The organism is Pseudoduganella sp. LjRoot289 (genome assembly GCF_964252925.1).
Lineage (GTDB): Bacteria > Pseudomonadota > Gammaproteobacteria > Burkholderiales > Burkholderiaceae_D > Rugamonas.
Map to the genome: position 1 here is coordinate 1,242,962 of NZ_CAXUPN020000001.1, position 25,291 is coordinate 1,268,252.

Genomic DNA, 25,291 nt, shown 5'->3' on the forward strand with positions numbered 1-25,291 from the left:
TGGGTGGTCTGGCCACTCATGTGGAGAAAATGCAACATTATGGCGTCTCCTGCCGCTTGCATTTTCATAGGGGAAACGGTGAAAAACTGTATGAGCATGTTACCGATCCGTTGGAACAGGTTTTATTTTGCTTGTTAAGGTGGTCTGGCCAATTTAATATCTGGCTATACCAGATGAAAAACTGATCGAGCCAATTCGAATCGGAAACCTTGAGGAGGAGACCCCCAATGAAACAAACAGTCCAACCCCGCTTCCAGCGCGCCGTGCTGGCGTCCGCTGTCAGCCTGGCGGTATTGCAGATGGCCGGCCAGGCGCAAGCGCAGAGCGCCGCGCCGGCCGAGCCGCAAATCCAGGCCGTGGTGGTGACCGGTTCGCTGATCCGCCGCGCGGCCGATGAAGGCGCAACGCCGGTTATGACCATCAAGGCCACCGAGCTGCAAGCGCGCGGCCACACCGAATTGAAAGACCTGGTGCTGGAGCAGCCGCAGTCGCTGTCGCTGGGCACCAACTCGGGCGCCGCCGGCCCCGTGACCAATCTGCGCGGCCTGGGCCCGATGCGCACGCTGACGCTGCTGAACGGCCGCCGCCTGGCAAACGAGCCGCTGCAGGACCAGTACGTGTCCGTCAACGTAATCCCGCGCATGGCGCTGGACCGCGTCGAAACCCTGAGCGGCGGCGCCGCCTCGATCTACGGCGCGGACGCCATCGGCGGTGTGCAGAACTACTGGACCAAGCGCGGCTACCAGGGCGCCACCATCAAGGCGGAGTACGCCACACCGGAAATGAGCGGCGGCGGCGATACCAAGAGCCTGGGCGCCATCTTCGGTTACGGCAATCTGAACAAGGACGGTTTCAACGCCTACATCGCGATCGACCACCAGAAGAAAACTGCCTTGTTCCAGGGCGACCGTCCGGAGCAGCACGACCCGGAAATCCTGCGCACGCTGGGCCTGGGCCTGACCCCGGATGCCCGCAACGCCAGCCCGATCGCCAACTTCGGCTTCACCCGCGCCGCCAACTCGAACTACAACCCGGCCTTCGCCACCGGCTGCGCGGCGCCTTACGCACTGCCCACCCTGGGCAACGCCAGCGCCAACACGCCGCCGGTCTACGCGCCCGGTTGCTTCCGCAATCCGCTGTACTGGAACGCGGTGACGGACGGCAGCGAGATCACCACCGTCGCGGCCCGCGCCAGCTGGAATCTGCCCGGCGGCCATAAGATCGACCTGGACGTCCTGCACAGCAATTTCACGGTGCAGAAATACCGCGGCATGCAGGTGCCGGGCGCCACGCAGCCGTTCACCTCGTATACGCTGCCGTCCACCAGCCGCTTCTACCCAGGCAAGGGCATCACGCCCGCCGTGCAGGTCGTGGGCAGCAATACCGGCTCCAATACGCCGGCCATGTTCATCGATGCGGCCAAGACGCCGGGCACCGCCTCCGCGCTGAACATGAACAACCGCGCCATCTTCTTCCAGTGGGGACCTGCCGAGCTGGGACCTGCCTACCGCAACGACGAGCAGACCAACAACCGCATCGTGCTGTCGGCTGAAGGCGAAGTGCTGGGCTGGGACTACCGCGTGGGCCTGAACCACGGCGCCTCCGAGCGCGACACACGCGTCGGCGAAGGCTACATCCTGTATTCGAAAGCGCAGGAAGGCTTCGACAAGGGCATCCTGAATCCGTTCGGCCTGCAGGACGAAGCCGGTGCCGCCTACCTGCGCAGCATCCAGGCGGAGGACTACACCTACCGCCTGAACAAGGCCTACAACCAGAGCGTCGACGCGACGTTCTCGCGCGCCCTGATGGCGCTGGGCGGCGGCGACCTGACGCTGGCGGTGTCCGGCGAACTGCGCCGCGACTCGGCGCGCACCTTCAACGCAGCGCTGGACTACGTGATGAAGAAGGCCGACGGCAGCTACAACATCGACGCGGCCGGCAACGTGGTGCAGTCCGACCTGGTGGGCGAGACGCCGCAGGGCGTGGCGAAGAAGCTGCGCCGCGACATCTCGTCGCTGGTGATGGAAATCGACGCGCCGCTGACGTCCACTTTCCTGCTGAACGGCGCCGTGCGCGCCGACCACTACAAGGATCTGAAACAGACCACCGTGAACCCCAAGCTGGCGGCCCGCTGGCAGCCGCTGAAAGAACTGGTGGTGCGCGGCTCCCTGTCGACCGGCTTCCGCGCGCCGTCCATCATGGACATCCAGAACCCGACGCCGGAAGTGCGCACCCAGGTCATGGACGATCCGGTCCTGTGCCCAAGCGCGCAGCCGACGGTTGCCGGCACCGGCACGCCGAAAGCGGGCTATACCGCCGACCAGGTCTGCAACGTGACCACCAACTACTGGACCAAGACGCCGAACAACGCCTTCCTCAAGCCTGAGAAATCGCAGGGCTTTTCCTACGGCGCAGCCTACGAGCCGATCAAGGACCTGACCGTCACAGTCGACTACTGGGGCCTGAAACTGAAGGACGTGCTGGGTGCGCTGACCATCGCTGAAGTGCAGCAGAACCCTGCCAAGTACGCGGAGTACATCATTCGCGGTTCGAACGGCGTGATCGACCACATCGTGGCGAGCCAGGCCAACCGCGGCCAGACCCGCATCCGCGGCGCGGACGTGTCGGTTGCCTACCGCTTCCCTGCAACCAGCTTCGGCACCTTCGACGCCAAGCTGGACGGCACCTGGTACGACAAGTACGAGTTCCAAAGCGAGAAGGGCGGTGTGTGGCTGCAGAACGTCGGCGTCATCACCAATGACGGCCGCTACGGCGGCGCAGGCCCGAACGCCGGCCTGGCCGGCATGCCGCAGATGAACCCGCGCTGGAAGCACACCGCGTCGCTCACCTACGGCACCGGCGACTGGAGCGGCACGCTGTCGCAGCGCTACCAGACCGGCCTGACCGACCTGACGCCGCGTGTGGGTTCGACGCTGACCAAGGTCGATGCCTACAGCCAGTTCAACCTGAACGTGCGCTACAAGGGTTTCAAGAACACGACCATCAGCCTGGGCGTGAACAACCTGACCAACGAATGGCCGCCACTGACCTCCAACAGCATCTACAGCGGCGGCTACGTGACCAGCATGGCTGACATGATGGGACGTGTGTACCGTCTGTCGGTGGAATACAAGTTCTAAAAAAGTAGCAGTGTGAAAGGCGCGGCCCCTTCAGCGGGGCCGCGCCTGCAATCGTTTACAGGAGACCGACCCCAAATGACGCTTCGTTGTCTTGCCGGCGTATCCGCAATCCTGGCCCTGGCGGCGTGCGGCGCAGCTTGCGCCAATGCCGCGAACGTAGCCAACGCCGTCGATTCGGCCAGGCCGATCGACCGCGAGGCACTGGTCGGGCGTCACCAGCCCCGCTTGCAAGCCATCGACACCATGGGGCCGCTCAGCCTGGGCAATGGCCGCTTCTGCTTCACGGCTGACGTCACCGGCTTGCAAACCCTGCCCGATCATTACCGTGCAACCGGAACGCCGCTCGAAACGCAGGCCCGCTGGTCCTGGCATGAGAACGCCAATCCCCAGGGCTACAAGCTGTCCGACGCCAACCGCGATTACACGGCGCATGGCCGCACGCAGGGCTATCCCACCAATCAGAACTCTCCCGCCGGGCAATGGCTGCGCGAGAATCCCCACACGCAGCCGCTGCCGCAGGTCGGCTTCGTGCTGGCGGGCGAGGGCGCGCGGCCGCTGACCGCCGCCGACGTCGGCTCGGTGGACCAGCGGCTGGACCTGTGGGCCGGCCAGTTGCACAGCCGTGTGTCATTGCTGGGACGGCCCGTCAGCGTGCGCAGCGCCGTCAGGCCGGATAGCGACACGCTGGCGCTGCGCATCCGGAGCCCGCTGTTCGCCAGCGGCAAGCTGGCGGTGCGGGTGGCGCTGCCGCTGGGTTACGACCTGGCCGTCAAGCACAATCCGCCGCTCGACTGGTCGCACCCCGATGCGCACCGCACCAGCGTGCTGGAGCAGAGTGGCCGCACGCTGACCGTGGAGCACAGCCGCGATGCGTCCCGCTACGCGATGACACTAGCCGGTTCCGCGGCCTTGACCGTGAAGCGCAGCGGCCCGCATGCCTTCGAAGTCTCGCCCGCCGCAGGCGACACGCTGGACCTGACGCTGTCCTTCTACTCGCAAAGCACCGTACCTGGCGCTGGCGGCATCGGCGTCGGCGCTGTCGCCAACGCCGCCAGCGCCAACGCTGCAGCCAACGGCAATGCTAATGCCGCCTCGGCTGCCGCGCCCCCGATCTACAGCGATTCGATCTTCGAGCGCAGTGCCGCCCACTGGCGCAGCTACTGGCAATCCGGCGCCGCCGTCGATTTCAGCGGCAGCACGGACCCGCGCGCGCATGAGCTTGAGCGCCGCGTCGTCCTGTCGCAATACCTGGCCGCCATCCAGCTCGGCGATGAACTGCCCGCGCAGGAAAGCGGCCTGACGACCGCCACGTGGTACGGCAAGCACCACACCGAAATGGTGTGGTGGCACACCGCGCACTTCGCGCTGTGGGGGCGGCCCGAGTACACAGCGCGCACGCTCACCTGGCACCAGCGCACTTTGCCATCGGCCCGCGCCGTGGCGGCGGAACGCGGCCTGAAAGGCGCACGCTGGATGAAAATGACCGGACCGGAAGGCCGCGAAAGCCCCGGCGGCAATCCGCTGATCATGTGGAATCAGCCGCACCCCATCCATCTGGCCGAACTGATATACCGCGCCGATCCCGGCCCGGCCACGCTGGCGCGTTACGGCGAGCTGGTGTCCGAAACTGCGCAGGCGATGGCGTCCATGCTGCACTGGGACGCCGCAGGCAGGCGCTACGTGCTGGGACCGCCGCTGTGGATAGCGCAAGAGATCTACGACCAGTCGACCAGTATGAATCCGACATATGAACTGAGCTACTGGGCCTGGGGCCTGGAAACGGCGCAGCGCTGGCGCGAACGGGCCGGCCTGCCGCGCGATCCCGAGTGGGAGTTCAAGCGGACGCACTTGTCCGCGCTGCCGCGGAAGGACGGAAAATACGTCGCTGTCGAGTCCCACCCGGACACCTGGGACAACGCCGACAGCCGTCACGACCATCCGTCCTTCCTGATGGCGCTGGGCCAGTTGCCCGGCGACGGCGTCGACCGCGACACGATGCGCCGCACGCTGAACGCCGTGCTTGCCAAATGGGACTGGGCGACCAAGATCTGGGGCTGGGACTATCCGATGATCGCCATGACTGCGGCGCGGCTGGGAGCCGCCGAACAGGCGGTTGATGTGCTGCTCAAGCCGGACGGCCCGAACAATGGCTACACCAGGGCCGGCCACAACCCCAACAAGGGCTTGCCGGTCTACCTGCCCGGAAACGGCGCGCTGCTGGCGGCGGTGGCCATGATGGCCGGCGGCTGGGACGGCGCGCCGGCGCGCGCCGCTCCCGGCTTCCCCGCGGACGGAAGCTGGACCGTGCGCGCAGAAGGCTTCCAGCCCCTGCCTTGACGATAAAGATATGAGAAAACGAACCTTGTCACTGCTTGCTTCCGCCTTCCGGCCGCAGCGCTGCCTGGCTCCGTGGCCGACCCGCAGTTTGGCTCGCGGCCCGGCACACGGCCCGGTACGCGGCCCGGTACGCGGCCCGATGCGCGGCCTGATACGCGACCTGATACGCGGTCTGACGCGCGGCCTTGCGTTCTGGCTGGCGCTGCTTTTCGCGCTGTGCGCGCCGCCGTCCTGGGCACAGATGCCGGTCGAGCGCTGGGGGAGCGTGGACATCACGCTGGCTGGCCCATCCAGCGGCAACCCCTTCATGGAAGTGGACCTGTCGGCGATCTTCAGGCAGGGCGCGCGCACGCTGAAGGTGGCGGGCTTCTACGATGGCGAAGGCCAGTACCGCATCCGCTTCATGCCGCCCGAGGTGGGCGAATGGGAGTACGAGACGCACAGCAACCGTGCCGAACTGCGCGGCTTGAAGGGCAAGCTCACGGCGGTCGCGCCGGCAGCCGGCAACCATGGCCCGGTGCGCGTGAAGAACACCCGCCACTTCGCGTACGAGGACGGCATGCCGTTCTGGCAAGTAGGCACCACCAGCTACGCGTGGGCGCATCAGACCGAGGCCCTTGAACAGCAGACATTGAAGACGCTGTCCGGCGCGCCGTTCAACAAGCTGCGCATGGCCGTCTTCCCCAACCACGACGACAAGAACGAGCCGCCGCGTTTTCCTTTCGCCGGGCAGCCGCCCAAGGGATGGGACCTCACGCGTTTCAATCCCGAATTCTTCCGCCACCTGGAGCAAAGGATCTCGCAACTGCGCGCGCTCGGCATCGAAGCGGACCTGATCCTGTTCCATCCCTACGACAAAGGCTACTGGGGTTTCGACCGCCTGCCGGCCGACGTGAACGAACGCTATCTGCGCTATGTGGTGGCGCGCCTTGGCGCCTACCGCAATGTGTGGTGGTCCATGGCCAATGAGTTCGATTTCCTGAAAGAGAAGACCATGCCGGAGTGGGACCGCTATTTCCAGATCGTGCAGGAGGCCGACCCCTATCAGCACCTGCGCTCCATCCACAACGCTTTCGTGTTCTACAACCACACCAAGCCATGGGTCACGCACGTCAGCGTGCAGAGCGGCGCCATCGCCGAGGACTTCGAACGCGCCGTGCTGTTGCGGGACGTGTACAACAAGCCTGTGGTCTACGACGAGGTCAAATACGAGGGCAACTTCTCCCGCCGCTGGGGTCAGCTCACGCCGGAGCAGATGGTGCTGCGGTTCTGGATGGGCGCCATCGCCGGCACGTATGTGGGCCACAGCGAAAGCTTTGAAGACCCGCAGGGCATGGTCTGGCTGGCGAAGGGCGGCAGCTTCAAGGGCCAAAGCCCGCCGCGGCTGGCGTTCTTCCGCAAGATATTGAGCGAGAGCCCGGCGGAAGGGCTGGAACCCATCGACAAATGGCAGAACCACCCGTTCGCAGGCAAGCACGCGCAGTACTACCTCGGCTACTTCGGCCTGGCTACGCCGGCAAGCTGGCCCTTCGTGCTGTTCAAAACCGGCCTGGAAGACGGCATGAAGTTCCGGGCCGAAGTCATCGACACGTGGAATATGACCGTCACCCCTGTCGACGGCACGTTTGAAATCGTCAAGCGCGACAACTACACCTACGCCGACAAAAACGGCCGCAGCATCGCGCTCCCCGGGCGGGCATACATGGCGCTGCGGATAGTGCGGGTGCCGTAAGCCCATACAGGAAAAATACCATGCGCAACATCCTCAATACCACGGCCGCGTGTCTTGTCGTCTGCGCCGTTCCGGCCGCCCATGCGGCCGTCATCGGCACCATGCAGCCGGCGGAAGCCGTCACCGAGGCTCGGCTTGCCGGCGTTGCCGATCTCGCGCCGCAGGAGCGCGAGGCCTGGCTCGCCTATCTGGCCCGCTCCCGTGAACAGATGGCGGCGGACAAGGCCGCCCTTGCGGCGGAGCGCGCAGGTGCAATCGCCCTGGCCGGAACCAGAGCCGAAGCTGAACCTGTTCCGGCCGCGCCACCCCACGCGCAAGGCGGCGACGGCGGCATGCCCCTGCGCCGTCCCGCCGCGTGGTACGGCACTCCCGAAGCGCGCCGAGTCGCCGCGAACATCGTGAGCTTCCAGACGCCCGCCGGCGGCTGGGGCAAGAACGTCGACCGCACAGGCCCGGCGCGCCTGCGTGGCCAGTCCTATGTCGCGGACGCGGGCTGGAGCTATGTGGGCACCATAGACAACAACGCCACGACCAGCGAACTGCGCTTCCTCGCCCGCGTTCAAGCCCAAGCATCCGGCGCGCCGGGCGATGGCTACCGCGCGGCCATCCTGAAGGGCATGCGCTACCTGCTCAACGCCCAATACCCGAACGGCGGCTACCCGCAGGTCTACCCCTTGGCCGGCGGCTACCACGACGCGATCACCTTCAACGACAACGCCATGGCGGCCGTCGTGGAATTGCTGGCCGACGTCGGGGGCGGGCAGGGCGACTACGCTTTTGTCCCGGGCGCCGTTGCAGGCGAGGTACGCGCCGCAGCCGGCAAGGCTATCCGGCTGATATTGTCCACCCAGGTGGTGGCCGGCGGCGTGCGCACCGGCTGGTGCCAGCAGCATGACGCGCTCACGCTGGCGCCGGCCGGCGCACGCAACTTCGAACCGGTATCGCTGACCAGCGCGGAAAGCGCCCACCTGCTGATGTTGCTGATGCGGCAGCCCGCCCCGGAACCGGAAGCCGTCGCCGCCGTCCATGCCGGCGCAGCATGGCTGGAGCGCAGCGCCTTGCGCGGCATGGAGTGGAGCGCCGCCACGCCGCAGGCGGGCCGCCAGTTGAAGGCCGGGCCGGGCGCCGGCCCGCTCTGGTCGCGCCTCTACGACATCCCGACCATGAAGCCCATCTTCGGCGACCGCGACCGCAGCATCCACGACGACGTCAACGACCTGAGCGCCGAGCGCCGCAACGGCTACGCATGGTACGGAACCGGCCCCGCCGCCGCGTTGGCGCTCTACGCCAGCTGGTCGCGCAGCCACCCCATGCCGGCGTCACCGTGAAAACGCACGGTCGTGCGAGTCGGGTAGGATAGCCATTCCTGCCACTCACACGACACTGCGATGATCGAACTACACCACCTGAACGCATCCCGCTCGCGCCGCATCACCTGGCTGCTTGAAGAGCTGGGCCTGGAATACAAACTGGTCCAGTACGTGCGCGACCCGAAGACGCACCTGGCGCCGCCCGAGCTGGCGCGCATCCATCCGCTGGGCAAGGCGCCGGTGCTGTGCGACGACGGCCAGGTGCTGATCGAGTCGGGCGCGATCATCGACTACCTGGTGCGCAAATATGGCCAGGGCCGTTATGCGCCGGCTCCGGAGTCGGCGGACTACAACCGCTACGTGCAGTTCCTGCACTACGCCGAAGGCTCGGCCATGCTGCCGCTGATGCTCAAGCTGTACACGGGACGCCTGGGCGAGGGCGGCGCGCCGCTGCAGCCGCGCATAGAGAGCGAACTGAAAAACCACTTGGGCTACCTGGACCGCGAGCTGGCGGGGCGCGAGTACTTCGTCGGCGGCGCGCTCACCGGCGCGGATGTGCAACTGTCGTTCGTGGCGCAAACGGCACTGCGTTTTTCCGGCCGCGACGCCTATCCCAACCTGACCGCATTCGTCGACCGCATCGAGGCGCGCCCGGCTTATAAGAAAGCTATCGAAGCTCACGGCGCCTGAAATTACGGTTAAAATACGCTGCCTTCTTTCGCCTGGTCCAATGTTGTTCCAATGTTAAGCCGCTTGCTTCCACTGCTGGTTGCCTACCTGATGCTGATGTCGCAGCAGGTAGCGCTGTCGCACGGCTATACGCACTGGGCGCAGGAACAGCGGGCGGTGGCGGGCGCGATGGTCGCTTCGGCAGGCAGCACGCCGGACCCGGCGCTGGTGGAACATACCTGTCTCAAATGCCTGTCCGCCGCCGAACTGGCTTTTGCGATCGCCGCACCGGTCGTCCGCTTCGACATCGCCGCGAGCGAGCCGGTTCCGCGCTGGCTGCGGCCGACGCTCGTCCTCGAGCGCGTTACCACCGTTGTCTTCCAATCCCGGGCTCCCCCGGTCCTCTGACTACAAACTATATACGACCGCGACGCGCCGCTTCGGTAGTGCGCGTTGCTTCACGCATTTTTTTGTCAGTTCGAGGTTTATATGATTACCAAACGTTCGCTCATCGCCACGGCGGTGCTGTCCGCCGTTTCGTCCTTCTCCGTCGCCGACTCCGGCGATGCCGCCATACCCAAAGTGCTGGTGACGGCCAATCCTTTCCGCACCGCCGAGAGCGACCAGATCCTGACGCCGGCCAAAGTGCTGTCGGGCGACGAACTGCGCGACAAGGTCGGCAGTTCCCTGGGCGAGACGCTGTCGCAAGAGCTGGGCGTTTCCACGTCTGCGTTCGGTGCAGGCGCGTCCCGCCCCATCATCCGTGGCCTTGAGGGCGCGCGCGTCAAGATGCTGGAGAACGGCATGACCGTGTCGGACGTGTCCGGCCTGTCCAACGACCACGCGGTCGGCTCCGAGGGCGCCGTCGCGCAGCAGATAGAAATCCTGCGCGGGCCGGCCGCGCTGCTGTACGGCTCGGGCGCGATCGGCGGCCTGGTCAACGTCGTCAACGAGCGTATTCCAACGGCCCTTGAGAAGAAGCTGACCGGCCAGATCGAGGCACGCTACAGCACCGTCGACAGCGGCAAGAACATGTCCGGCACCCTGGACGGCGCGGTGGGCCAGTTCGCGCTGCACGCGGACGGCAATCTGCGCAACGCGGACGACTACAAGATTCCAGACACCCGCGTCCTGAACGACCCGGCCTCCGGCTCCGGGCGCCTGCAGCACTCCGGCACGCGTGAACGCAACGCCGGCCTGGGCGGCTCCTACATCGCCGACTGGGGTTTCGTGGGCGCCTCCGCGTCGCACCTGACCAATGTATATGGCATTCCGAGCGACGAGGGCTCGAAGATCGACCAGAAGCAGACGCGCTACGATATCGACAGCCTGGTGCGCAAGCCTTTCGACGGCTTTGATTCCTTCAAGTTCAAGGCCGGCTTCACCGACTACCAGCACGCGGAACTCGACGAGGCGAACAGCCCGGTCGTGATCTTCAAGAACCGTTCCCTGGAAACGCGCGCCGAACTGGCGCACAGCCCGATCGCCGGCCTGCGCGGCACCTTCGGCGTGCAGACCGAAAATACCCACTTCTCGGCCCTCAGCCCCGAAGGCGCGGCCGACACGGTGCCGGTCACGCACTCCAGGTCCGCCGCCGGTTTCCTGGTCGAGGAAACCAGCGTGGGCGCCTTCCAGTTCAGCGGCGGCCTGCGCCTGGAATCGGTCAAGCGCTCGCCGGTCACTGGCCTGGACCGTTCGTTCAACCTCAAATCCGGATCGCTGGGCGCACTCTGGGCCTTCACGCCGGGCTACGGCGCCGGCGCCACGTTCTCGTACGCCGAGCGCGCCCCGGCCACCGAAGAGCTGTATTCCGGCGGCCCGCACGACGCCACGGTGACCTTCGACGTCGGCAATCCCGACTTCAAGAAGGAGGCTTCGCGCAACGTCGAACTGAGCGTGCAGAAGACTGCGGGACTGGTGCGCTGGAAGGCCAACGTGTTCCGCAACAAAGTGCGTGATTTCATCTACGGCCACGTGACCGGCAATTTGCTGGACGAGGAAGGCAACCCTGGCGACGAACTGCGCGAGCGCATCTTCCAGCAAGCCGACGCCACCATCCACGGCGCCGAAGCCGAAGCCACCTACAACGCCACGGGCAGCGGCTGGTCCGGACGCGTGTTCGCGGACACCTCCAAGGGCAAGCTGGACGTGGGCGGCAGCTTGCCCCTGCAGCCGGCCAACCGCATAGGCGCCAGCGTGGGCTACCGCGAAGGCGCCTGGCGCGGCGGTTTGTCGCTGGTGCACGCCGAAGGGCAGCAGCGCGTGGCGTCGTTTGAAACCACCACCACGCCGGGCTACAAGCAGCTCAATGCGAACATTTCCTACACGCAGAAGATCGGCACGCAGGACGTGACCTGGTTCCTGCTTGCGAAGAACTTGCTGAACGACGACATCCGTCTGTCGACGTCCATCCTCAAGGACATCGCACCGCTGCCGGGCCGCAATTTCGTCGTGGGCGTGCGTTCGCACTTCTGATGTAGAGATAACTATAGACCTTGTAGTGATCGCTACTTGATAGTATGCTGGGTGGATGACGAATCGTTCTCCACTCTGGCTGCTGTTGGTTGTCAGCTTGCCGACCAACGGCGCTACCGCCCGCATGCGCATCTGGCGCGCCCTCAAGGCGCTGGGCTGCGGTGCGCTGCGCGACGGCGCTTACCTGTTGCCCGAGCAGGGCGCGCTGCGCCAGCAACTCGACGAGCTGGCCGGCGCAACCGTGCGCGATGGCGGCAGCGCCTGGCTGCTCACGGTGCATGCCGACTCGGAACAGCAGCAGGCCGCCTACCGGGCACTGTTCGACCGTGCCGAAGACTATGCAGCTTTCGGCAAGGCCATCCTGGCCGTGCGCCAGGAGCTGACGGCCGCAGCGCCGGCTGAACTCAACCGCTCGCTGCGCAAGCTGCGGCGCGACTTCGAGGCCATCCGCGCCATCGATTACTTCCCCAATGCATCCAGCGCCGCAGCCGAATCGGCCTGGCTGGACTTCGTCGACGCGGCGGAGACGGTGCTCTCGCCGGGCGAGCCGCAGCCCGCCGGTGGCGCTATTGCCAGACTTGATCCAGCCGACTACCGGGCCCGCACTTGGGCCACCCGCCGCCGCCTGTGGGTGGACAGGGTGGCGAGCGCCTGGCTGATACGGCGCTTCATCGATCCGCAAGCGAGCTTCCTGTGGCTGGACGCGCCGGCCGATTGCCCAGCCGGCGCGCTGGGTTTCGATTTCGACCAGGCCGCCTTCACCCATGTCGGCGAGCGCGTGACGTTCGAGGTGCTGCTGGCCAGTTTCGGTCTGGAGCGGGACCGTGGGCTGGTCCGGCTCGGCGCCATGGTGCACGCGCTCGACGTGGGCGGCGTCTTCGTGCCCGAAGCGGCCGGATTTGAGGCCATGCTGGGCGGTGCGCGCCAGCGCGCGGCCGACGACGACCAGTTGCTGCGGGAAATGGGCGTGGTGCTCGATTCCTTGCATACCCATTTTGCGAACGAAGGAGGAGAGTGAGCATGCAGGAATCGCCAGCGGACAAACCCGTCTATACGCTGTGGCAAATGGTGCTGTACATGTTGCGCCTTGGCGCGCTGGGCTTCGGCGGCCCGGTGGCCCTGGTCGGCTATATGCACCGCGATCTGGTCGAGACACGGCAATGGGTCACGGAAGCGGACTATAAAGAAGGCCTGGCGCTTGCGCAGCTGGCGCCTGGTCCGTTGGCCGCGCAACTCGGCATTTACATGGGCTATGTCCACTACCGCGTGGCGGGCGCCACGCTGGCCGGCATCGCCTTCGTGCTGCCGTCGTTCCTGATGGTGGTGGCGCTGGGCTGGGCGTACGTGCGCTTTGGCGGTTTGCCGTGGATGCAGGCGGTGTTCTACGGCGTCGGCGCGGCAGTCATCGGCATCATCGCGATGAGCGCCAAGAAACTGACGGCCAAGAGCATAGGCAAGGACAAGCTGCTGTGGGCGATCTACCTGCTGCTGGCGGCGGTGACGGTGGTGACGGAGTCTGAGATCGCCTGGCTCTTCATCGCGGCCGGCGTGCTGGTGTGGCTGATGCGCGCACCGCCCGCCTGGCTGCGGCAGCGTGGGCTGCCGGCGGTGGCGATGTTGCCGGAAGGGCCGGCCATGCTGGCGGCGCTGGACCTGTCCCAGCTCGGTCAGATCGGCCTGTTTTTCGCCAAGGCGGGGGCTTTCGTGTTCGGCTCGGGCCTGGCCATCGTTCCCTTTCTGTACGGCGGCGTGGTCACCGAACACCACTGGCTGACGGACAAACAGTTCGTCGACGCGGTGGCGGTGGCCATGATCACGCCCGGACCGGTGGTCATCACGGTGGGCTTCATCGGCTACCTGATCGCGGGCCTGCCCGGCGCCATGGTGGCCGCACTGGCCACCTTCATCCCATGCTACCTGTTTACCGTGCTGCCGGCGCCGTACTTCAAGAAATACGGCAAGCTGCCCGGCGTGCTGGCCTTTGTCGACGGCATCACGGCGGCGGCGATCGGCGCCATCACCGGCTCGGTAATCGTGATCGCGAAGCGCTCCATCATCGACGTGCCAACCGCCTTGATCGCGCTGGTCACCATCGCGCTGTTCTGGAAATTCAAGAAATTGCAAGAGCCTGTCGTGGTGGCGGCCTCAGCGTTGCTGGGCCTGCTGATCTATCCATTGCTGCATTCGTAACCGGGAGCATTCCATGAGCACTTCACAACAGATGGCCGAGCTGTCCCTGTCCTGCGCGGGCGGCGCGGGCGGGCCGTCGCCGGCGATGGCGCTGGCTCTGGCCGCCAGTTTCGGCGGCGAACGGCAGTGGGCCGACAACGTCGCCGCGCAGACTGCGCACGGCGACGGGGCAGGCTGGATCGTTTTGAATTACCTGCCGCATGACGGCACGCTGTTCAACCAATGGATGCCCGGGCATGCCCCGCAAGCGGATGGCGGCGTTCCCATCCTGGCCATCGAAGTCCCGGGCGGCGCGGTGGACCAAGTGAATTGGGCTGTCGTCGAGTCCAATTATGCCCAGGCCGTGCACCACGCAAGCAGTGAACTTTCGGCGCCGCTCGGAGCGGCTGAATCGGCCCTGGTGATCGACGTAAGGCGGGCAGGTGTCTATGCCCAGGCGCCGGCGACGCTGCCCGGCGCGCAATGGCGGGACCCGGCGGCTGTCGCGCAGTGGATGCAGCAGTTGCCGCCGGATCGCGACATCCTCGTGTACTGTGTCTACGGCCATGAGGTCGGCCGCAACACCGCAGTCCGCCTGCGGGCGCACGGCTTCAACGCACGCTTCCTCGAAGGCGGCATTGACGCCTGGCAAGCGGCCGGCTTGCCGCTGGAGCCGAAAGGCGCAGCCAGCTGATGGATGCGGCATTACCGGCCTGGCGCAGCGTCGGGCGGCCGGGCCAGCGCATCCAGCAAGGCGCCGGTGCTGCGCCGCAGCGCTTCGTCCACGGCGGCGAGTTCGCAGGCGGGCCGGCCCAGCACCCAGGTTTCCACCAGCGCGAGCTGGCTGTCGGCGATCTGGCGGGCGATGGCTTCCAGCGGCAGCAGCGGACGCAGAGCGTCCATGCCTGCCAGCCGTTCGGCGATCAGCTCGGCCAGCGCCGCTGCGAGCTTGGGCCGTGTAGGCCAGGCGAGCAGGACGCGCGCGACGCGCTGGTTGTCGCGGAAGTGCTGGAGCAATCCGGGCAGGCGCTCCGCCGCCGGCTGATCCAGGACCAGATCCGCCAGCACCGCAAACGGTTCGCCTATGCTGGCGCGCAGCAGGTCATGCTTGGTCCGGTAATGCTCATAGAAGGTCGAACGGCCGACGTTGGCGCGCTCCACCACGTCGCCTATCTTGAGCGCGTCGTAGCCTTGATCGAGCAGCAGGCCGAGAAAGGCGCCGTGCAAGGCGGTGCGCGTTTTCTGCCTGCGCCGGTCCGGCGTTTCCTCGCTCATGGGCTTTACCTTTCCAGACACTTTACGTGGTTTGTCCGCTAGCGGACGAATCGGCACAACGCTTTGCCATCCTGCCGCGGCAGCGATGATATTACTGGGGCTCCATCCACAAAGTAAAGGAATCCCATGAATCTTCATCCCGCTGCGGCTGTGCCCAGGCACCAGCGCCTGCTTGCGCTGACCATGGCCGGCACCACCGGACTTGTGCTGCTGGCGCTGTCCCACCATCCCGTCGCCGGCAACGCCAACTCCTTCCAGGAAAGCCTGGCCCGGATCGCCGCCTTGCAGGCCAGGGACGGCCTGGTGCACGGCGTACTGATCGTGATGCTCGCGGTGCTGGCGGGCGGCTTGTACATGTTCGGGGCGCTGCTTGGCGGCCGCCGTCCGGCTGTGGTGGCGGCGATGGCGGCATATCTGGGTGCTTGCTGTGCGCTGGTCGCGGCCATGCTGATGGACGGTTTCGTGGTGCCCCAGCTGGCCAGGCAGTTCCTCGCCGCCCCGCAAGCCGACATCGACATGGCGCACCTTGTCTTGCGCGTGATCGGTATTTTCATCCAGGTCCTGAGCAAGGCCGGCCTGCTGATGATGTGCGCGGCACTGCTGGCCTGGTCGTACGCGCTGGCCACGAGCGCGTGGCTGCCGCGCCGCTGGCGCTGGGGCGCGGGCTTAGGCTTCGTCGCTGGCCTGGCGCCGGCGGTCTATCTCTGCGCGGCCGACATGCGCTTGTCTCCTGCCAGCCTGATGGCGATCTTCGCCTGCCATGCGCTATGGAATATTCTGGCGGCCACCATGCTTTACCGGCTCAGCAGCGAGCAGCACGGCTCCGCCATGCATTTTTCATATGCCAGCGCACAAAAAAAGCATAGCTTGATGGCGCGTGCGGCAAAATAATAGCCGGTATCATTTGCGCAATGAAAAGCGCTATGAGAAACGTGAACCGCACTCGATGGGCGCTTGCCGTGGCGCTGGCCGCTGGCCTGCCGGCCCTGGCTGAACCGCTTGCCCTGTACGATGGAAAAGCCGTCGCCAGCGTGGTCCACGAGGACAGCAGCACCGCGTCGCTGGCGGCGCAATTGCTGGCGCGGGACCTGCAAGCCGTCAGCGGCCTGCCTCCCAAACTCGGCAAGCGCCTGGCCGACTGCGCTGCGACCTGCGTCGTCATCGGCAAGTTCGATTCGGCGCTGGTGCGGGAAGCGCTGAGCGAGGCGGGAGCGGCCGGCGCCGGGCTCGACGACCTGCGCGGGGAGTGGGAACGTTACCGCCGGGCCGTCGTCCACCCGGCCCGAGATCCGGCGCGCAGTTATTTGCTGATCGCTGGTTCCGATGCCCGTGGCGCGGTGTACGGCGTGGTCGACCTGACGCGCGAAATCGGCGTCTCGGCATGGGAATGGTGGGCCGACGTGGCGCCGCGCCAAGCCGTGCGCGTAACAGTGAGCGACGCGCCGTTCGCGTCCGCGGCGCCCTCGGTGCAGTACCGCGGCGTGTTCCTGAACGACGAGGACTGGGGCTTGCAGCCTTGGGCGGCCAAGACCTACGATCCGGCGGGCGGCGACATCGGCCCGCGCAGCTACGCGCGCATCTACGAGTTGCTGTGGCGCCTGAAGGCCAACACCATCTGGCCTGCGATGCACGATAGCACCAAGCCTTTTTACCAGTTTCCGGGCAACCCGCAGATGGCGCGCGACTATGGCATCGTGGTCGGCACCTCGCACGCCGAGCCGATGATGCGCAACAATGTGCGCGAATGGACCAAGGCGGATGGCCAGTTCAATTTCTTCACCAACCGCGACAACATGGTGCGCTATTGGCAGCGGCGGGTTGAGGAGGCCAAGGACTTCGAGAATATATATTCGGTCGGCCTGCGCGGCGTGCACGATTCGGCCATGGAGGGGGCGGAAACCGTCGAGCAGGCGCGCGATGCCGTCGCCGAAGTGGTCGGTGTCCAGCGCGGCTTGCTGTCCCGGGCCCAGGGCTTGCCGCCGCAGCGGATTCCCCAGGTGCTGACGCTGTACAAGGAAGTGCTCGACGTGTACAAGGCGGGTTTGAAGGTCCCGGAGGACATCACGCTGGTCTGGCCCGACGATAATTACGGCTATCTGGCCCAGCTGAGCGGGCCGCAGGAGGCTGTGCGTGCCGGCGGAACGGGGCTGTACTATCACATCTCCTATTGGGGACGCCCGCATGACTACCTGTGGCTGGCAAGCACCCACCCGGCGCTGATACGCGAGCAGCTCGACCGCGCCTACCGGACCGGTTCGCGCAAGACGTGGATCGTCAACGTGGGCGACATCAAGCCGGCCGAGTACCTGAGCCAGTATTTTCTCGACCTGGCCTTCGACGGCAAAGCTTTCAACGAGACGCCGGGTGCGCACTTGCAAGCCTGGATGGGGCGGCAGTTCGGTGCGCAGCATGCCGCCGCGCTGGCTGGCATCATGATGGAGTACTACGACCTGGCGTGGGAACGCCGGCCCGAGTTCATGGGCTTCGGCCAGACCGAGCCGACGAGGCCGAACGGCATCAACGCTTATATGCAGTCGGGCGGCGGGGAGGCCGCGCGCCGTATCGCGCGCTACGAAGCCTTGGTGCGCCGTGCTGAAACGGCGGGCGCCGCGTTGCCGGCCGACCGCAGGGACGCCTACTTCGAACTGGTGCTGTATCCGGTGCGGGCCAGCGCCAATCTGAATGCGCGTATTTTGAAGCTGGAGCTGGCGGCGGGGCTGGCGCGCCACGGCAGGGCGGGTGCGCAGGCCTATGTGGATGAGGCCAGGCTGGCGCACGCCGCTATCGTGGCCGATACGGCGCGCTACAACAGCCTGGCGCAGGGCAAATGGCGGCACATGATGGACATGGCCCCGCGCCGCTTGCCGGTGTTCGACGAGCCTGTCTATCCGGCGTATCCGGCGCCGGTCAAGGCGCGCGCGCCCGAGCCGCTGCGCCGGGCGCCGCAGGTGCTCAGCCTCGCTGCCGCGCAGGCCGCGCCGCACCCGCTGTGGGAAACGGTGCCGCAGCTTGGCAGCGCTGGCGCCAGTTTGCGCACACTGCTGACGCTGCCCTCGGCCGCCGCTCCCGCCCCCGCGGCCGGGAGCCTTGCTGTGACAACGCAGCCGGTGCCGCCGCTCGAATTCCCGTTCGAGCACGTGGCCGGCGGCGCAGCCACGATCAAGCTGGTGGCCTTGCCGGTCCATCCTTTAACGTCGGCCAACAAGCTGCGGCTGGGCGTCAGCCTCGATGGCGGGCCCGTCGAGGTGCTTGATTTCGCCACCTACGGGCGCAGCGACGAATGGAAGCGCAATGTCCTGAGCAATAGCGCCGTCCGCAGCCTGGTCCGCCCGCAGTTGGCGCGCGGGCGGCACCGTTTGCAGCTGTATGCGATGGACCCCGGTTTCCTGCTCGACCGTATCGACATCATTCCCGATGGCGCCCCTGATTTCTACGGCGCTCCGCCAGTACGTTAACCTTTACACCCTACCTCATGCGACCACTACCTTATCTGCCCCTGCTCGCCGCAAGCCTGGCCCTGAGCCTTCCCGCCCACGCCGCCGAACAGGCCGTGCGCGAGCGCACGTCCTTCAACGCCGACTGGCGCTTCATGAAGGGCGAGCCGTCCGGCGCGGCGAACGGTGCCGGTATCGGCGCCGGGACCGGCGCCGATACCGGCCTGAACGACGCAGCCTGGCGCAAGCTGGATCTGCCGCACGACTTCGGCATCGAGGGACCATTCAAGCAGGAGTACCAGGGCGAAACCGGCAAGCTGCCGTGGTGGGGCGTGGCCTGGTACCGCAAGCATTTCACGGCCCCGGCCAGCGATGCCGGCCGCAAGGTCTACCTCGATCTCGACGGCGCCATGTCGCACGCCACCGTGTGGCTGAACGGGAAGCAGGTGGGCGGCTGGCCTTATGGCTACAGCTCCTTCCGCGTCGACCTGACGGCCCACCTCAAGCCCGGCGCCGACAATGTGCTGGCGGTGCGTATCGACAACCCGCCCGATTCTTCGCGCTGGTATCCGGGCGGCGGCATCTACCGCAACGTCTGGCTGGTGAAAACGGCGCCGCTGCACGTGGCGCACAACGGTACTTTCGTCACCACGCCCATCGTCAAAGCCGACGCGGCCACCGTGGACGTCCAGGTCACGCTGGAAAACGGCGGTGGCAACACTGCCGCCCAGGTGTCGACCGCGATCTACGCGCTGGACGCGGCGGGCCGCCGCAGCGGCCCTGCACTGGCGCAAAGCGCCGCCTCGGCGCTGACCAAGGTAGGCGCCGGACGGCAGATCCTGCTGGCGCAATCGCTGCAACTGGCGCAAGCGAAAATGTGGAGCCCGCGCGCGCCGCAGCGCTACGTGGCCGTCACCACCGTCACCGGCGAGGGCAAGGTGGTCGACGAAGTCGAGACCCCGTTCGGCGTGCGCACGGTCGCCTTCGACGCCGCGCGCGGCCTGCTGCTGAACGGCGAACATGCGCCTATCCGGGGCGTGTGCATGCACCACGACCTGGGCGCGCTGGGCGCGGCGCTCAATGTGCGTGCGCTGGAGCGCCAGCTTGAAATCCTCAAGGAGATGGGCGTCAACGCCATCCGCACCACCCACAATCCACCCGCGCCGGAAATGCTGGAGCTGGCCGACCGCATGGGCTTCCTGATCGTGGAGGAAGCGTTCGACGCCTGGCGCCTGGGCAAAACCAAAAACGACTACGGCCTGCTGTACGACGAATGGCATGAAAAAGACTTGCGCGCCATGGTGCGGCGCGACCGCAACCACCCCAGCATCATCATGTGGAGCATCGGCAACGAGATCCGCGAGCAGGGCGAGCCGGAAGGGTGGAAGATGGCGGCCCACCTGGCCGACATCGTGCGCAGCGAGGACCGCACGCGCTTGACGACGGCCGGCTTCAACCATGTCGTTTCGGGCTACAACGGCTTCCAGACCGCCGTCGACGTGGTCGGCTTCAACTACAAGCCGTGGGAATACCCGGCCTTCCACAAGAGCGCGCCGCACATCCCCGTGATCGGCAGCGAGACCGCGTCCACCGTCAGTTCGCGCGGCGAATACTTCTTCCCCGTCAGCGACGACAAATCCAAGGGGGCGGCCAATTTCCAGGTCAGCAGCTACGACCTGACCGCGCCGCCCTGGGCATCGGCGCCGGAGCTTGAGTTCAAGGGCCTGGACGACAACCCCTTCGTGGCGGGCGAATTCGTCTGGACCGGCTTCGACTACCTGGGCGAGCCCACGCCGTACAACGCCGACACCACCAACGCGCTGAACTTCACCGATCCCGCCGCCAGGGCGCAGGCCGAGAAGGATCTGGCGGCCCTCAGCAAGATCAAGATACCGTCGCGCAGTTCGTATTTCGGCATCGTCGACCTGGCCGGCTTCAAGAAGGACCGCTACTACCTGTACCAGGCGCGCTGGCGGCCGGAACTGCCGATGGCGCACTTGCTGCCGCACTGGAACTGGCCGGAGCGCGTCGGCCAGGTGACGCCGGTGCACTTGTACACTTCGGGCGACGAGGCCGAGCTGTTCCTGAACGGGAAGTCGCTGGGCCGCAAGCAGCGCGGCGCGCGCGACTACCGCTTGCGCTGGGACGACGTGGCCTACCAGCCCGGCACGCTGAAGGCGGTGGTCTACAAGCAAGGCAAGCCCTGGGCCGAGGACACGGTGCAGACGGCGGGCAATGCGGCCAAACTGGCCTTGACGGCCGACCGCGCGGCGCTGCGGGCCGACGGCAAGGACCTGTCCTTCGTGACGGTGGCGATCACCGACAAGGAGGGCCGGCCGGTGCCGCGCAGCGCCAATGCGGTGCGCTTCAGCGTCAGCGGGCCGGGCGAACTGGTGGCTACCGACAACGGCGACGCCACCAGCCATGTGTCCTTCCAGTCTGCCGAGCGCGCCGCCTTCAACGGGCTGGCGCTGGCCATCGTGCGCACCCGGCCGGGGCAGGGCGGGACCATCGTGGTCAGCGCGGCCAGCGAAGGACTGGCGGGGGCGAAGGTGGTGCTGAACAGCCAGCCCTGAACGGCGCACAACACCATCAGCCGCGGTGCCGGCGCGCAGCCCTTGTGCGCCGGCCCGGCTTGCAGCATTATTGGCGTCCCGATATTGATGAGAGCTGTATTCCGGAGATGACGACAACTGGATCTGAAGCGCTGGATTTCCGCCACATCCGTGGTGAACTCGAGCCGGCAAAGCGGGACTATTTCGAACAGCTGGTATGCCATCTGGCCGCACTGGACAAGTCCGGCGAGTTGCGCCGAATTCATGGCGCCGGCGGCGACGGCGGAGTCGAGGCGATCCGGCTGCTACCGAACGGCGGCAAGATCGGCTACCAGGCGAAATATTATCCGGTGGCGGACGGCATAGACTGGAAGGCGATCGACAATTCGGTCACGACCGCCTTGACGCACCATCCCACACTGGTGCGCTACGTTGTCGCGCTGCCCTGCGATTTCACCGGCAAGCGGAAGGCGCGCGGCGGCGTGACGGAAGGCATGTGGGGCAAGTGGGATGCGCGCGTGGCGACCTGGCAGGCGCACGCGCAGCTGCTCGGCATCACGGTGCAGTTTGAGGCGTGGACGGCCTTCGAACTGGAGCGGGATCTGCTGAAACCGGCGGCCCACCATTTGCGCCAGTTTTTCTTCAACCGGCTGGCGTTTTCAGAGGAGTGGTTCCACCGCGCGGCGCAACGGACGGTGGCCGCGCTGCAGGCACGCTACAGCCCTGCGGAGCATGTGCCGACCGAAAGCCAGATGCCGTTCGACGTCATTTTCCGCCGCCAGCCGCTGACCGACCACTTGCACGAGATCTTTTTGACCGCGCGCGAGTCGCAGCCGGCCGCGGCGCTGTCCGCCCTCGGTTTGCCGCCGGACCAATTGTCCTACGGCATCGCCTGCGAGACCTTGCTGGGGGAATTCCTGCGCTTGCAGACCAGGGTCAACGACGGCTTCGACCTGCCCTGGCCATTGGAAGCCTGGTTCGACCGCTGGCACGACGCCACCAGGAACTTGACCGACCTGTACCACGGAGCGACCCGGCACCTGCCGAACGATGAGCTTACTCATCGGGTGTCGGCCATGATGCGCGTGACCGATTTGATTTCGCCCGAGATTTTCGGCGGGCACTGGGCCAGGCTGTTGCCTGTCGATAGAAGCCGCGCGCTCCTGCTGGTCGGCCGCGCGGGCGCCGGGAAATCGCATGCGCTGGCGCACGCGGCGCAAACCGCGCTGGCCAGCGGCGCGCCGGTGATCCATGTGCTCGGCCAGCACATCCTCGACCACGATCCCCGCGTCTCCATCCTCAAACAGCTCGATCTGGCCGGCTGGCGTTTCGATGACCTGCTGGCGGCCCTGGATCTCGCGGCGGAAGCGGCCAACACGCGGGCCATGCTGGTCATCGATGGCCTGAACGAGGGGCACGGCCTGTCGGTGTGGCGCAATCATCTGGCTGCGCTGGTGAGCGACGTCAACAGGTATGAACGGGTGGTGCTGGCAGTCAGTTGCCGCGAGGAGTACCTGGACTATGTGGTGCCTGCCGGGCTGATCCACGACCGGCATCAGATCCATCGAATGTCCGGCGTGCCCTTCGATCCCTTGGGGAAACTGGTACAGGTCGAGATCAGCGGTTTCCGCACGATGCAGGAAAGGGAGGCTGCCTTGATCCAGTTCATGGACCGGAACGGCATTGCCCGTCCAGGCCCGCTGATGCTCGACGATGAACTCTTCAACCCCCTGTTCTTGTCGTCGGTCTGCCGGAGTATGGCCAAGGCGGGTATCAAGGTCTTTCCGCCGGGCTTGCACGGCACTTTCTCCATGTTCAACTTTGTCCTGGAGGCGAAGGCGAGCAGCTTGGGTAGCGGGCACGATGGCAAACCGCGCCTGCTGGAAAGCTTGCGCGCGGCACTGCACGCCTTGGCGGCACAAATGGTCGTCCGGCAATCGGACCATCTGCCGCTGCAGCAGGCGGCGGCTGTTCTGCAGACGCTGTCCCAGCAGTTTCCGGTAGCCGGGCTTACGTGGCTCGAGATCCTGGAGGGCGCCGATATCCTGCGCCGCGATGTCGACGGGCAAGCGGCGGGCAGCGGCGCCTGGTCCCTGGCGAACGAGGTGGTGCGCTTCGCGTTCCAGCGATTGCAGGACAATTTTCTGGCGGACCAACTGGCGACGGCGGCCGGGGACATCGGGCACGCGTTCGCCGGCGAAAACTGCTGGGCTTTCCTCGTGCGTCACACGAAGGATATGGCTGGGGAGCCGACGCTGAAACTCGTGCCTGCCTGGCGCGGCGTGCTGGGCGCGTTATGGGCTATCGTGGCGGATCGTTTCGGACGCGAGTTATGTGACCTTCCCAGTTTTTTCGGGAACCCGGACGGCAGGTACTTTGAATCAGAGATGCGTGCCGTTTTCCGCGCCTCGCTGCGTGAACGCGCGCCCACCGCTTTCACTGCGCGGACCGGCGAGCTTTTCGACATCCTGTTCCACGAACGCTGGCACGAGCAGCATGAAGTCTACCTGTCCTGCGCTTGCATTCCCGGCCACCCATGGAACGCGGACTACCTCGCGCGCAAACTCGAGGCGATGTCGCCGGAGATGCTGGACAATAACTTTGTCCACCAGTTCGATCGCTGGCAGGACGGTGCAACGCGTGGCGCCGGGCAGATTTTAAGTTGGCTGGAAGCGGTCGATAGCGCAAAGGCGGACAGCGAAGTGCTGCGCCTTGCCCGGCTAACGGCCCGTTGGCTGGCCAAAGTCGACAGCAGTGCCATCCGGGACCGGGCCGCCGCTTTGCTGTAGCAGGCCGGCGTCCGGGGCGGGCGTTAGGTCGCGAACAGACCGATGCCCGTCCAGGCCCCAAAGTAGGCGCTCCGTACACTCCCCACACCTTTCGAAAGGCAACATCATGGGTATGCTCAGCAACATCTTCCACAAGATCTTCCCCGGCTCGCATCCGGCCGTCACGCAGGCGGGCGGCAACGCGCCCGCCGCCGCACCGGCTAGCGCACCGGCTGCGGCTCCCGCAGCGCCGCCCCAGGCCGGGGCGGTCCCTGCCAGCGCCATGCCCGAGGTGGACGTGACCGCCATCCTCGACCAGATGGCCCAGGGCGCCGGCCAGCCGCTGAACTGGCGCAGCTCCATCGTCGACCTGCTCAAGCTGCTGCATCTGGACAGCAGCCTGGAGGCGCGCAAGGAGCTGGCCAGGGAACTGCACTACAGCGGCGATACCGGGGATTCGGCGGCCATGAACGTCTGGCTGCACAAGCAGGTGATGGCGAAACTGGCCGCCAACGGCGGCAAGGTGCCGGCCGACCTGGCGGCCTGACTTCCGGCTGTTACGAACGCAGGAAGGCCAGCAGCTCGGCGTTCAGCTTGTCCTTGTGCGTGGTCGGCAGGCCATGCGGCGCGCCGGCGTAGATGCTCAGCTTGCCGTCCGGCAGCAGTTCGACCGCGCGGCGGGCGGTGGCGGCAATCGGCACGATCTGGTCGTCGTCGCCATGGATCACCAGGGTCGGCACGGTCATCTTCTTCAGGTCTTCGGTGAAATCGGTTTCCGAGAACTGCTTGATGCAGGCGTAGGCGCTGCGGATGCTGCACTGCATGCCCTGCAGCCAGAAGGTGTCGCGCACGCCTTCGGAAATTTTTGCGCCTTCGCGGTTGTAGCCGTAGAAGGGGATGGTCAGGTCCTTGAAGAATTGCGCACGGTCGGCCCGCACCGAGTTGCGGATGCCGTCGAACACTTCCATCGGCACGCCGTTCGGATTCGCTTCGGACACCAGCATCTGCGGCGTGACCGCGCCCACCAGCACCGCGCGCGCGACGCGGCCGGTGCCGTGGCGGCCGATGTAGCGCGCCACTTCGCCGCCGCCGGTGGAGTGGCCCACCAGCGTGGCCGCCTGCAGGTTCAGCGCCTCGATCAGCGTGGCCAGGTCGTCGGCGTAGGTGTTCATGTCGTTGCCGTGCCAGGGTTTGCTGGACAGGCCGTGGCCGCGCCGGTCGTGCGCGATCACGCGGTAGCCGTGTTCGGCCAGGAACAGCATCTGGTCTTCCCAGGCGTCGCCCTGCAGCGGCCAGCCGTGGCTGAAGACGACCGCCGGGCCATCGCCCCAGTCCTTGAAGTGGATCAGTGTGCCGTCGCGCGCGGTGACGGTATTGATGGTACGGGTGGTGGTCATGGCTGCTCCTTTGCGGTTGGTGGAACCCCC

At 66.4% G+C, this 25,291-nt stretch carries 17 protein-coding genes; 15 read left to right on the plus strand and 2 right to left on the minus strand.

Translation table 11 applies throughout. From position 1 onward, the window contains the following. The first annotated feature begins 227 nt into the window (after positions 1 to 227). The 10 genes from ACSQ8Y_RS05425 to ACSQ8Y_RS05470 all read left to right on the plus strand — a co-directional run bounded on the left by ACSQ8Y_RS05425 (position 228) and on the right by ACSQ8Y_RS05470 (position 14,526). Entirely contained in the window at positions 228 to 3,140 is a 2,913-nt protein-coding gene (locus tag ACSQ8Y_RS05425) for a TonB-dependent receptor domain-containing protein (protein ID WP_436265433.1), read from the plus strand. 75 nt (positions 3,141 to 3,215) lie between these two features. Beyond that, positions 3,216 to 5,477, plus strand: a complete 2,262-nt coding sequence (locus ACSQ8Y_RS05430) for a hypothetical protein (RefSeq protein ID WP_436265434.1) — start codon at positions 3,216 to 3,218, stop codon at positions 5,475 to 5,477. 10 nt (positions 5,478 to 5,487) lie between these two features. Beyond that, positions 5,488 to 7,209 (plus strand): DUF5060 domain-containing protein, encoded by a 1,722-nt coding sequence (locus ACSQ8Y_RS05435; protein WP_436265435.1) that lies wholly within the window; start codon positions 5,488 to 5,490, stop codon positions 7,207 to 7,209. Positions 7,210 to 7,229: 20 nt separating this feature from the next. Continuing rightward, entirely contained in the window at positions 7,230 to 8,537 is a 1,308-nt protein-coding gene (gene pelA / locus ACSQ8Y_RS05440; protein WP_436265436.1) for a pectate lyase, read from the plus strand. A 60-nt stretch (positions 8,538 to 8,597) separates the two neighbouring features. After that, positions 8,598 to 9,209: a glutathione S-transferase family protein gene (locus tag ACSQ8Y_RS05445; RefSeq protein WP_436265437.1), complete on the plus strand. Its 612-nt coding sequence runs from the start codon at positions 8,598 to 8,600 to the stop codon at positions 9,207 to 9,209. A 63-nt stretch (positions 9,210 to 9,272) separates the two neighbouring features. Beyond that, a complete protein-coding gene (locus ACSQ8Y_RS05450; RefSeq protein ID WP_436265438.1) occupies positions 9,273 to 9,596 on the plus strand; it encodes a DUF2946 family protein in 324 nt (107 codons plus the stop codon). Positions 9,597 to 9,677: 81 nt separating this feature from the next. After that, positions 9,678 to 11,663, plus strand: a complete 1,986-nt coding sequence (locus tag ACSQ8Y_RS05455; RefSeq protein WP_436265439.1) for a TonB-dependent receptor — start codon at positions 9,678 to 9,680, stop codon at positions 11,661 to 11,663. A 55-nt stretch (positions 11,664 to 11,718) separates the two neighbouring features. Further along, positions 11,719 to 12,681, plus strand: a complete 963-nt coding sequence (locus ACSQ8Y_RS05460; protein WP_436265440.1) for a chromate resistance protein ChrB domain-containing protein — start codon at positions 11,719 to 11,721, stop codon at positions 12,679 to 12,681. A gap of 2 nt (positions 12,682 to 12,683) precedes the next feature. Beyond that, positions 12,684 to 13,853, plus strand: coding sequence for a chromate transporter (locus ACSQ8Y_RS05465; protein WP_436265441.1), 1,170 nt, complete (start codon positions 12,684 to 12,686; stop codon positions 13,851 to 13,853). Between the two features lie 13 nt (positions 13,854 to 13,866). Continuing rightward, positions 13,867 to 14,526, plus strand: a complete 660-nt coding sequence (locus tag ACSQ8Y_RS05470) for a rhodanese-like domain-containing protein (RefSeq protein WP_436265442.1) — start codon at positions 13,867 to 13,869, stop codon at positions 14,524 to 14,526. Positions 14,527 to 14,537: 11 nt separating this feature from the next. Here ACSQ8Y_RS05470 and ACSQ8Y_RS05475 read toward each other — a convergent pair whose 3' ends face one another. After that, positions 14,538 to 15,107, minus strand: a complete 570-nt coding sequence (locus ACSQ8Y_RS05475) for a TetR/AcrR family transcriptional regulator (protein WP_436265443.1) — start codon at positions 15,105 to 15,107, stop codon at positions 14,538 to 14,540. Positions 15,108 to 15,233: 126 nt separating this feature from the next. Between ACSQ8Y_RS05475 and ACSQ8Y_RS05480 the strand changes: the two genes are divergently transcribed. From ACSQ8Y_RS05480 to ACSQ8Y_RS05500, 5 genes are all read left to right on the plus strand, one after another. Beyond that, on the plus strand, positions 15,234 to 15,998 hold the full coding sequence (locus ACSQ8Y_RS05480; protein WP_436265444.1) for a hypothetical protein: 765 nt from the start codon (positions 15,234 to 15,236) through the stop codon (positions 15,996 to 15,998). Between the two features lie 41 nt (positions 15,999 to 16,039). After that, entirely contained in the window at positions 16,040 to 18,562 is a 2,523-nt protein-coding gene (locus ACSQ8Y_RS05485; protein ID WP_436265445.1) for a glycosyl hydrolase 115 family protein, read from the plus strand. 17 nt (positions 18,563 to 18,579) lie between these two features. Continuing rightward, entirely contained in the window at positions 18,580 to 21,117 is a 2,538-nt protein-coding gene (gene galB / locus ACSQ8Y_RS05490; protein WP_436265446.1) for a beta-galactosidase GalB, read from the plus strand. Positions 21,118 to 21,224: 107 nt separating this feature from the next. Next, positions 21,225 to 23,885 carry a hypothetical protein gene (locus ACSQ8Y_RS05495; protein WP_436265447.1) on the plus strand — a complete coding sequence of 887 codons (2,661 nt, stop codon included), beginning with the start codon at positions 21,225 to 21,227 and terminating at the stop codon, positions 23,883 to 23,885. A 106-nt stretch (positions 23,886 to 23,991) separates the two neighbouring features. Beyond that, positions 23,992 to 24,411: a DUF3597 domain-containing protein gene (locus ACSQ8Y_RS05500; protein ID WP_436265448.1), complete on the plus strand. Its 420-nt coding sequence runs from the start codon at positions 23,992 to 23,994 to the stop codon at positions 24,409 to 24,411. Positions 24,412 to 24,421: 10 nt separating this feature from the next. Here ACSQ8Y_RS05500 and ACSQ8Y_RS05505 read toward each other — a convergent pair whose 3' ends face one another. Then, the gene (locus ACSQ8Y_RS05505) at positions 24,422 to 25,261 is read right to left on the minus strand and encodes an alpha/beta fold hydrolase (protein WP_436265449.1); all 840 of its coding nucleotides are present in this window, start codon (positions 25,259 to 25,261) and stop codon (positions 24,422 to 24,424) included. Between the last annotated feature and the right edge of the window lie 30 nt (positions 25,262 to 25,291).

Excerpts from the sequence above, each read along its gene's own strand:
- ACSQ8Y_RS05425 (WP_436265433.1), top strand. The coding sequence starts at position 228 with ATGAAACAAACAGTCCAACCCCGCTTCCAGCGCGCCGTGCTGGCGTCC.
- ACSQ8Y_RS05430 (WP_436265434.1), top strand. The coding sequence starts at position 3,216 with ATGACGCTTCGTTGTCTTGCCGGCGTATCCGCAATCCTGGCCCTGGCG.
- ACSQ8Y_RS05435 (WP_436265435.1), top strand. The coding sequence starts at position 5,488 with ATGAGAAAACGAACCTTGTCACTGCTTGCTTCCGCCTTCCGGCCGCAG.
- pelA (WP_436265436.1), top strand. The coding sequence starts at position 7,230 with ATGCGCAACATCCTCAATACCACGGCCGCGTGTCTTGTCGTCTGCGCC.
- ACSQ8Y_RS05445 (WP_436265437.1), top strand. The coding sequence starts at position 8,598 with ATGATCGAACTACACCACCTGAACGCATCCCGCTCGCGCCGCATCACC.
- ACSQ8Y_RS05455 (WP_436265439.1), top strand. The coding sequence starts at position 9,678 with ATGATTACCAAACGTTCGCTCATCGCCACGGCGGTGCTGTCCGCCGTT.
- ACSQ8Y_RS05460 (WP_436265440.1), top strand. The coding sequence starts at position 11,719 with ATGACGAATCGTTCTCCACTCTGGCTGCTGTTGGTTGTCAGCTTGCCG.
- ACSQ8Y_RS05465 (WP_436265441.1), top strand. The coding sequence starts at position 12,684 with ATGCAGGAATCGCCAGCGGACAAACCCGTCTATACGCTGTGGCAAATG.
- ACSQ8Y_RS05470 (WP_436265442.1), top strand. The coding sequence starts at position 13,867 with ATGAGCACTTCACAACAGATGGCCGAGCTGTCCCTGTCCTGCGCGGGC.
- ACSQ8Y_RS05475 (WP_436265443.1), bottom strand. The coding sequence starts at position 15,107 with ATGAGCGAGGAAACGCCGGACCGGCGCAGGCAGAAAACGCGCACCGCC.
- ACSQ8Y_RS05480 (WP_436265444.1), top strand. The coding sequence starts at position 15,234 with ATGAATCTTCATCCCGCTGCGGCTGTGCCCAGGCACCAGCGCCTGCTT.
- galB (WP_436265446.1), top strand. The coding sequence starts at position 18,580 with ATGCGACCACTACCTTATCTGCCCCTGCTCGCCGCAAGCCTGGCCCTG.
- ACSQ8Y_RS05495 (WP_436265447.1), top strand. The coding sequence starts at position 21,225 with ATGACGACAACTGGATCTGAAGCGCTGGATTTCCGCCACATCCGTGGT.
- ACSQ8Y_RS05500 (WP_436265448.1), top strand. The coding sequence starts at position 23,992 with ATGGGTATGCTCAGCAACATCTTCCACAAGATCTTCCCCGGCTCGCAT.
- ACSQ8Y_RS05505 (WP_436265449.1), bottom strand. The coding sequence starts at position 25,261 with ATGACCACCACCCGTACCATCAATACCGTCACCGCGCGCGACGGCACA.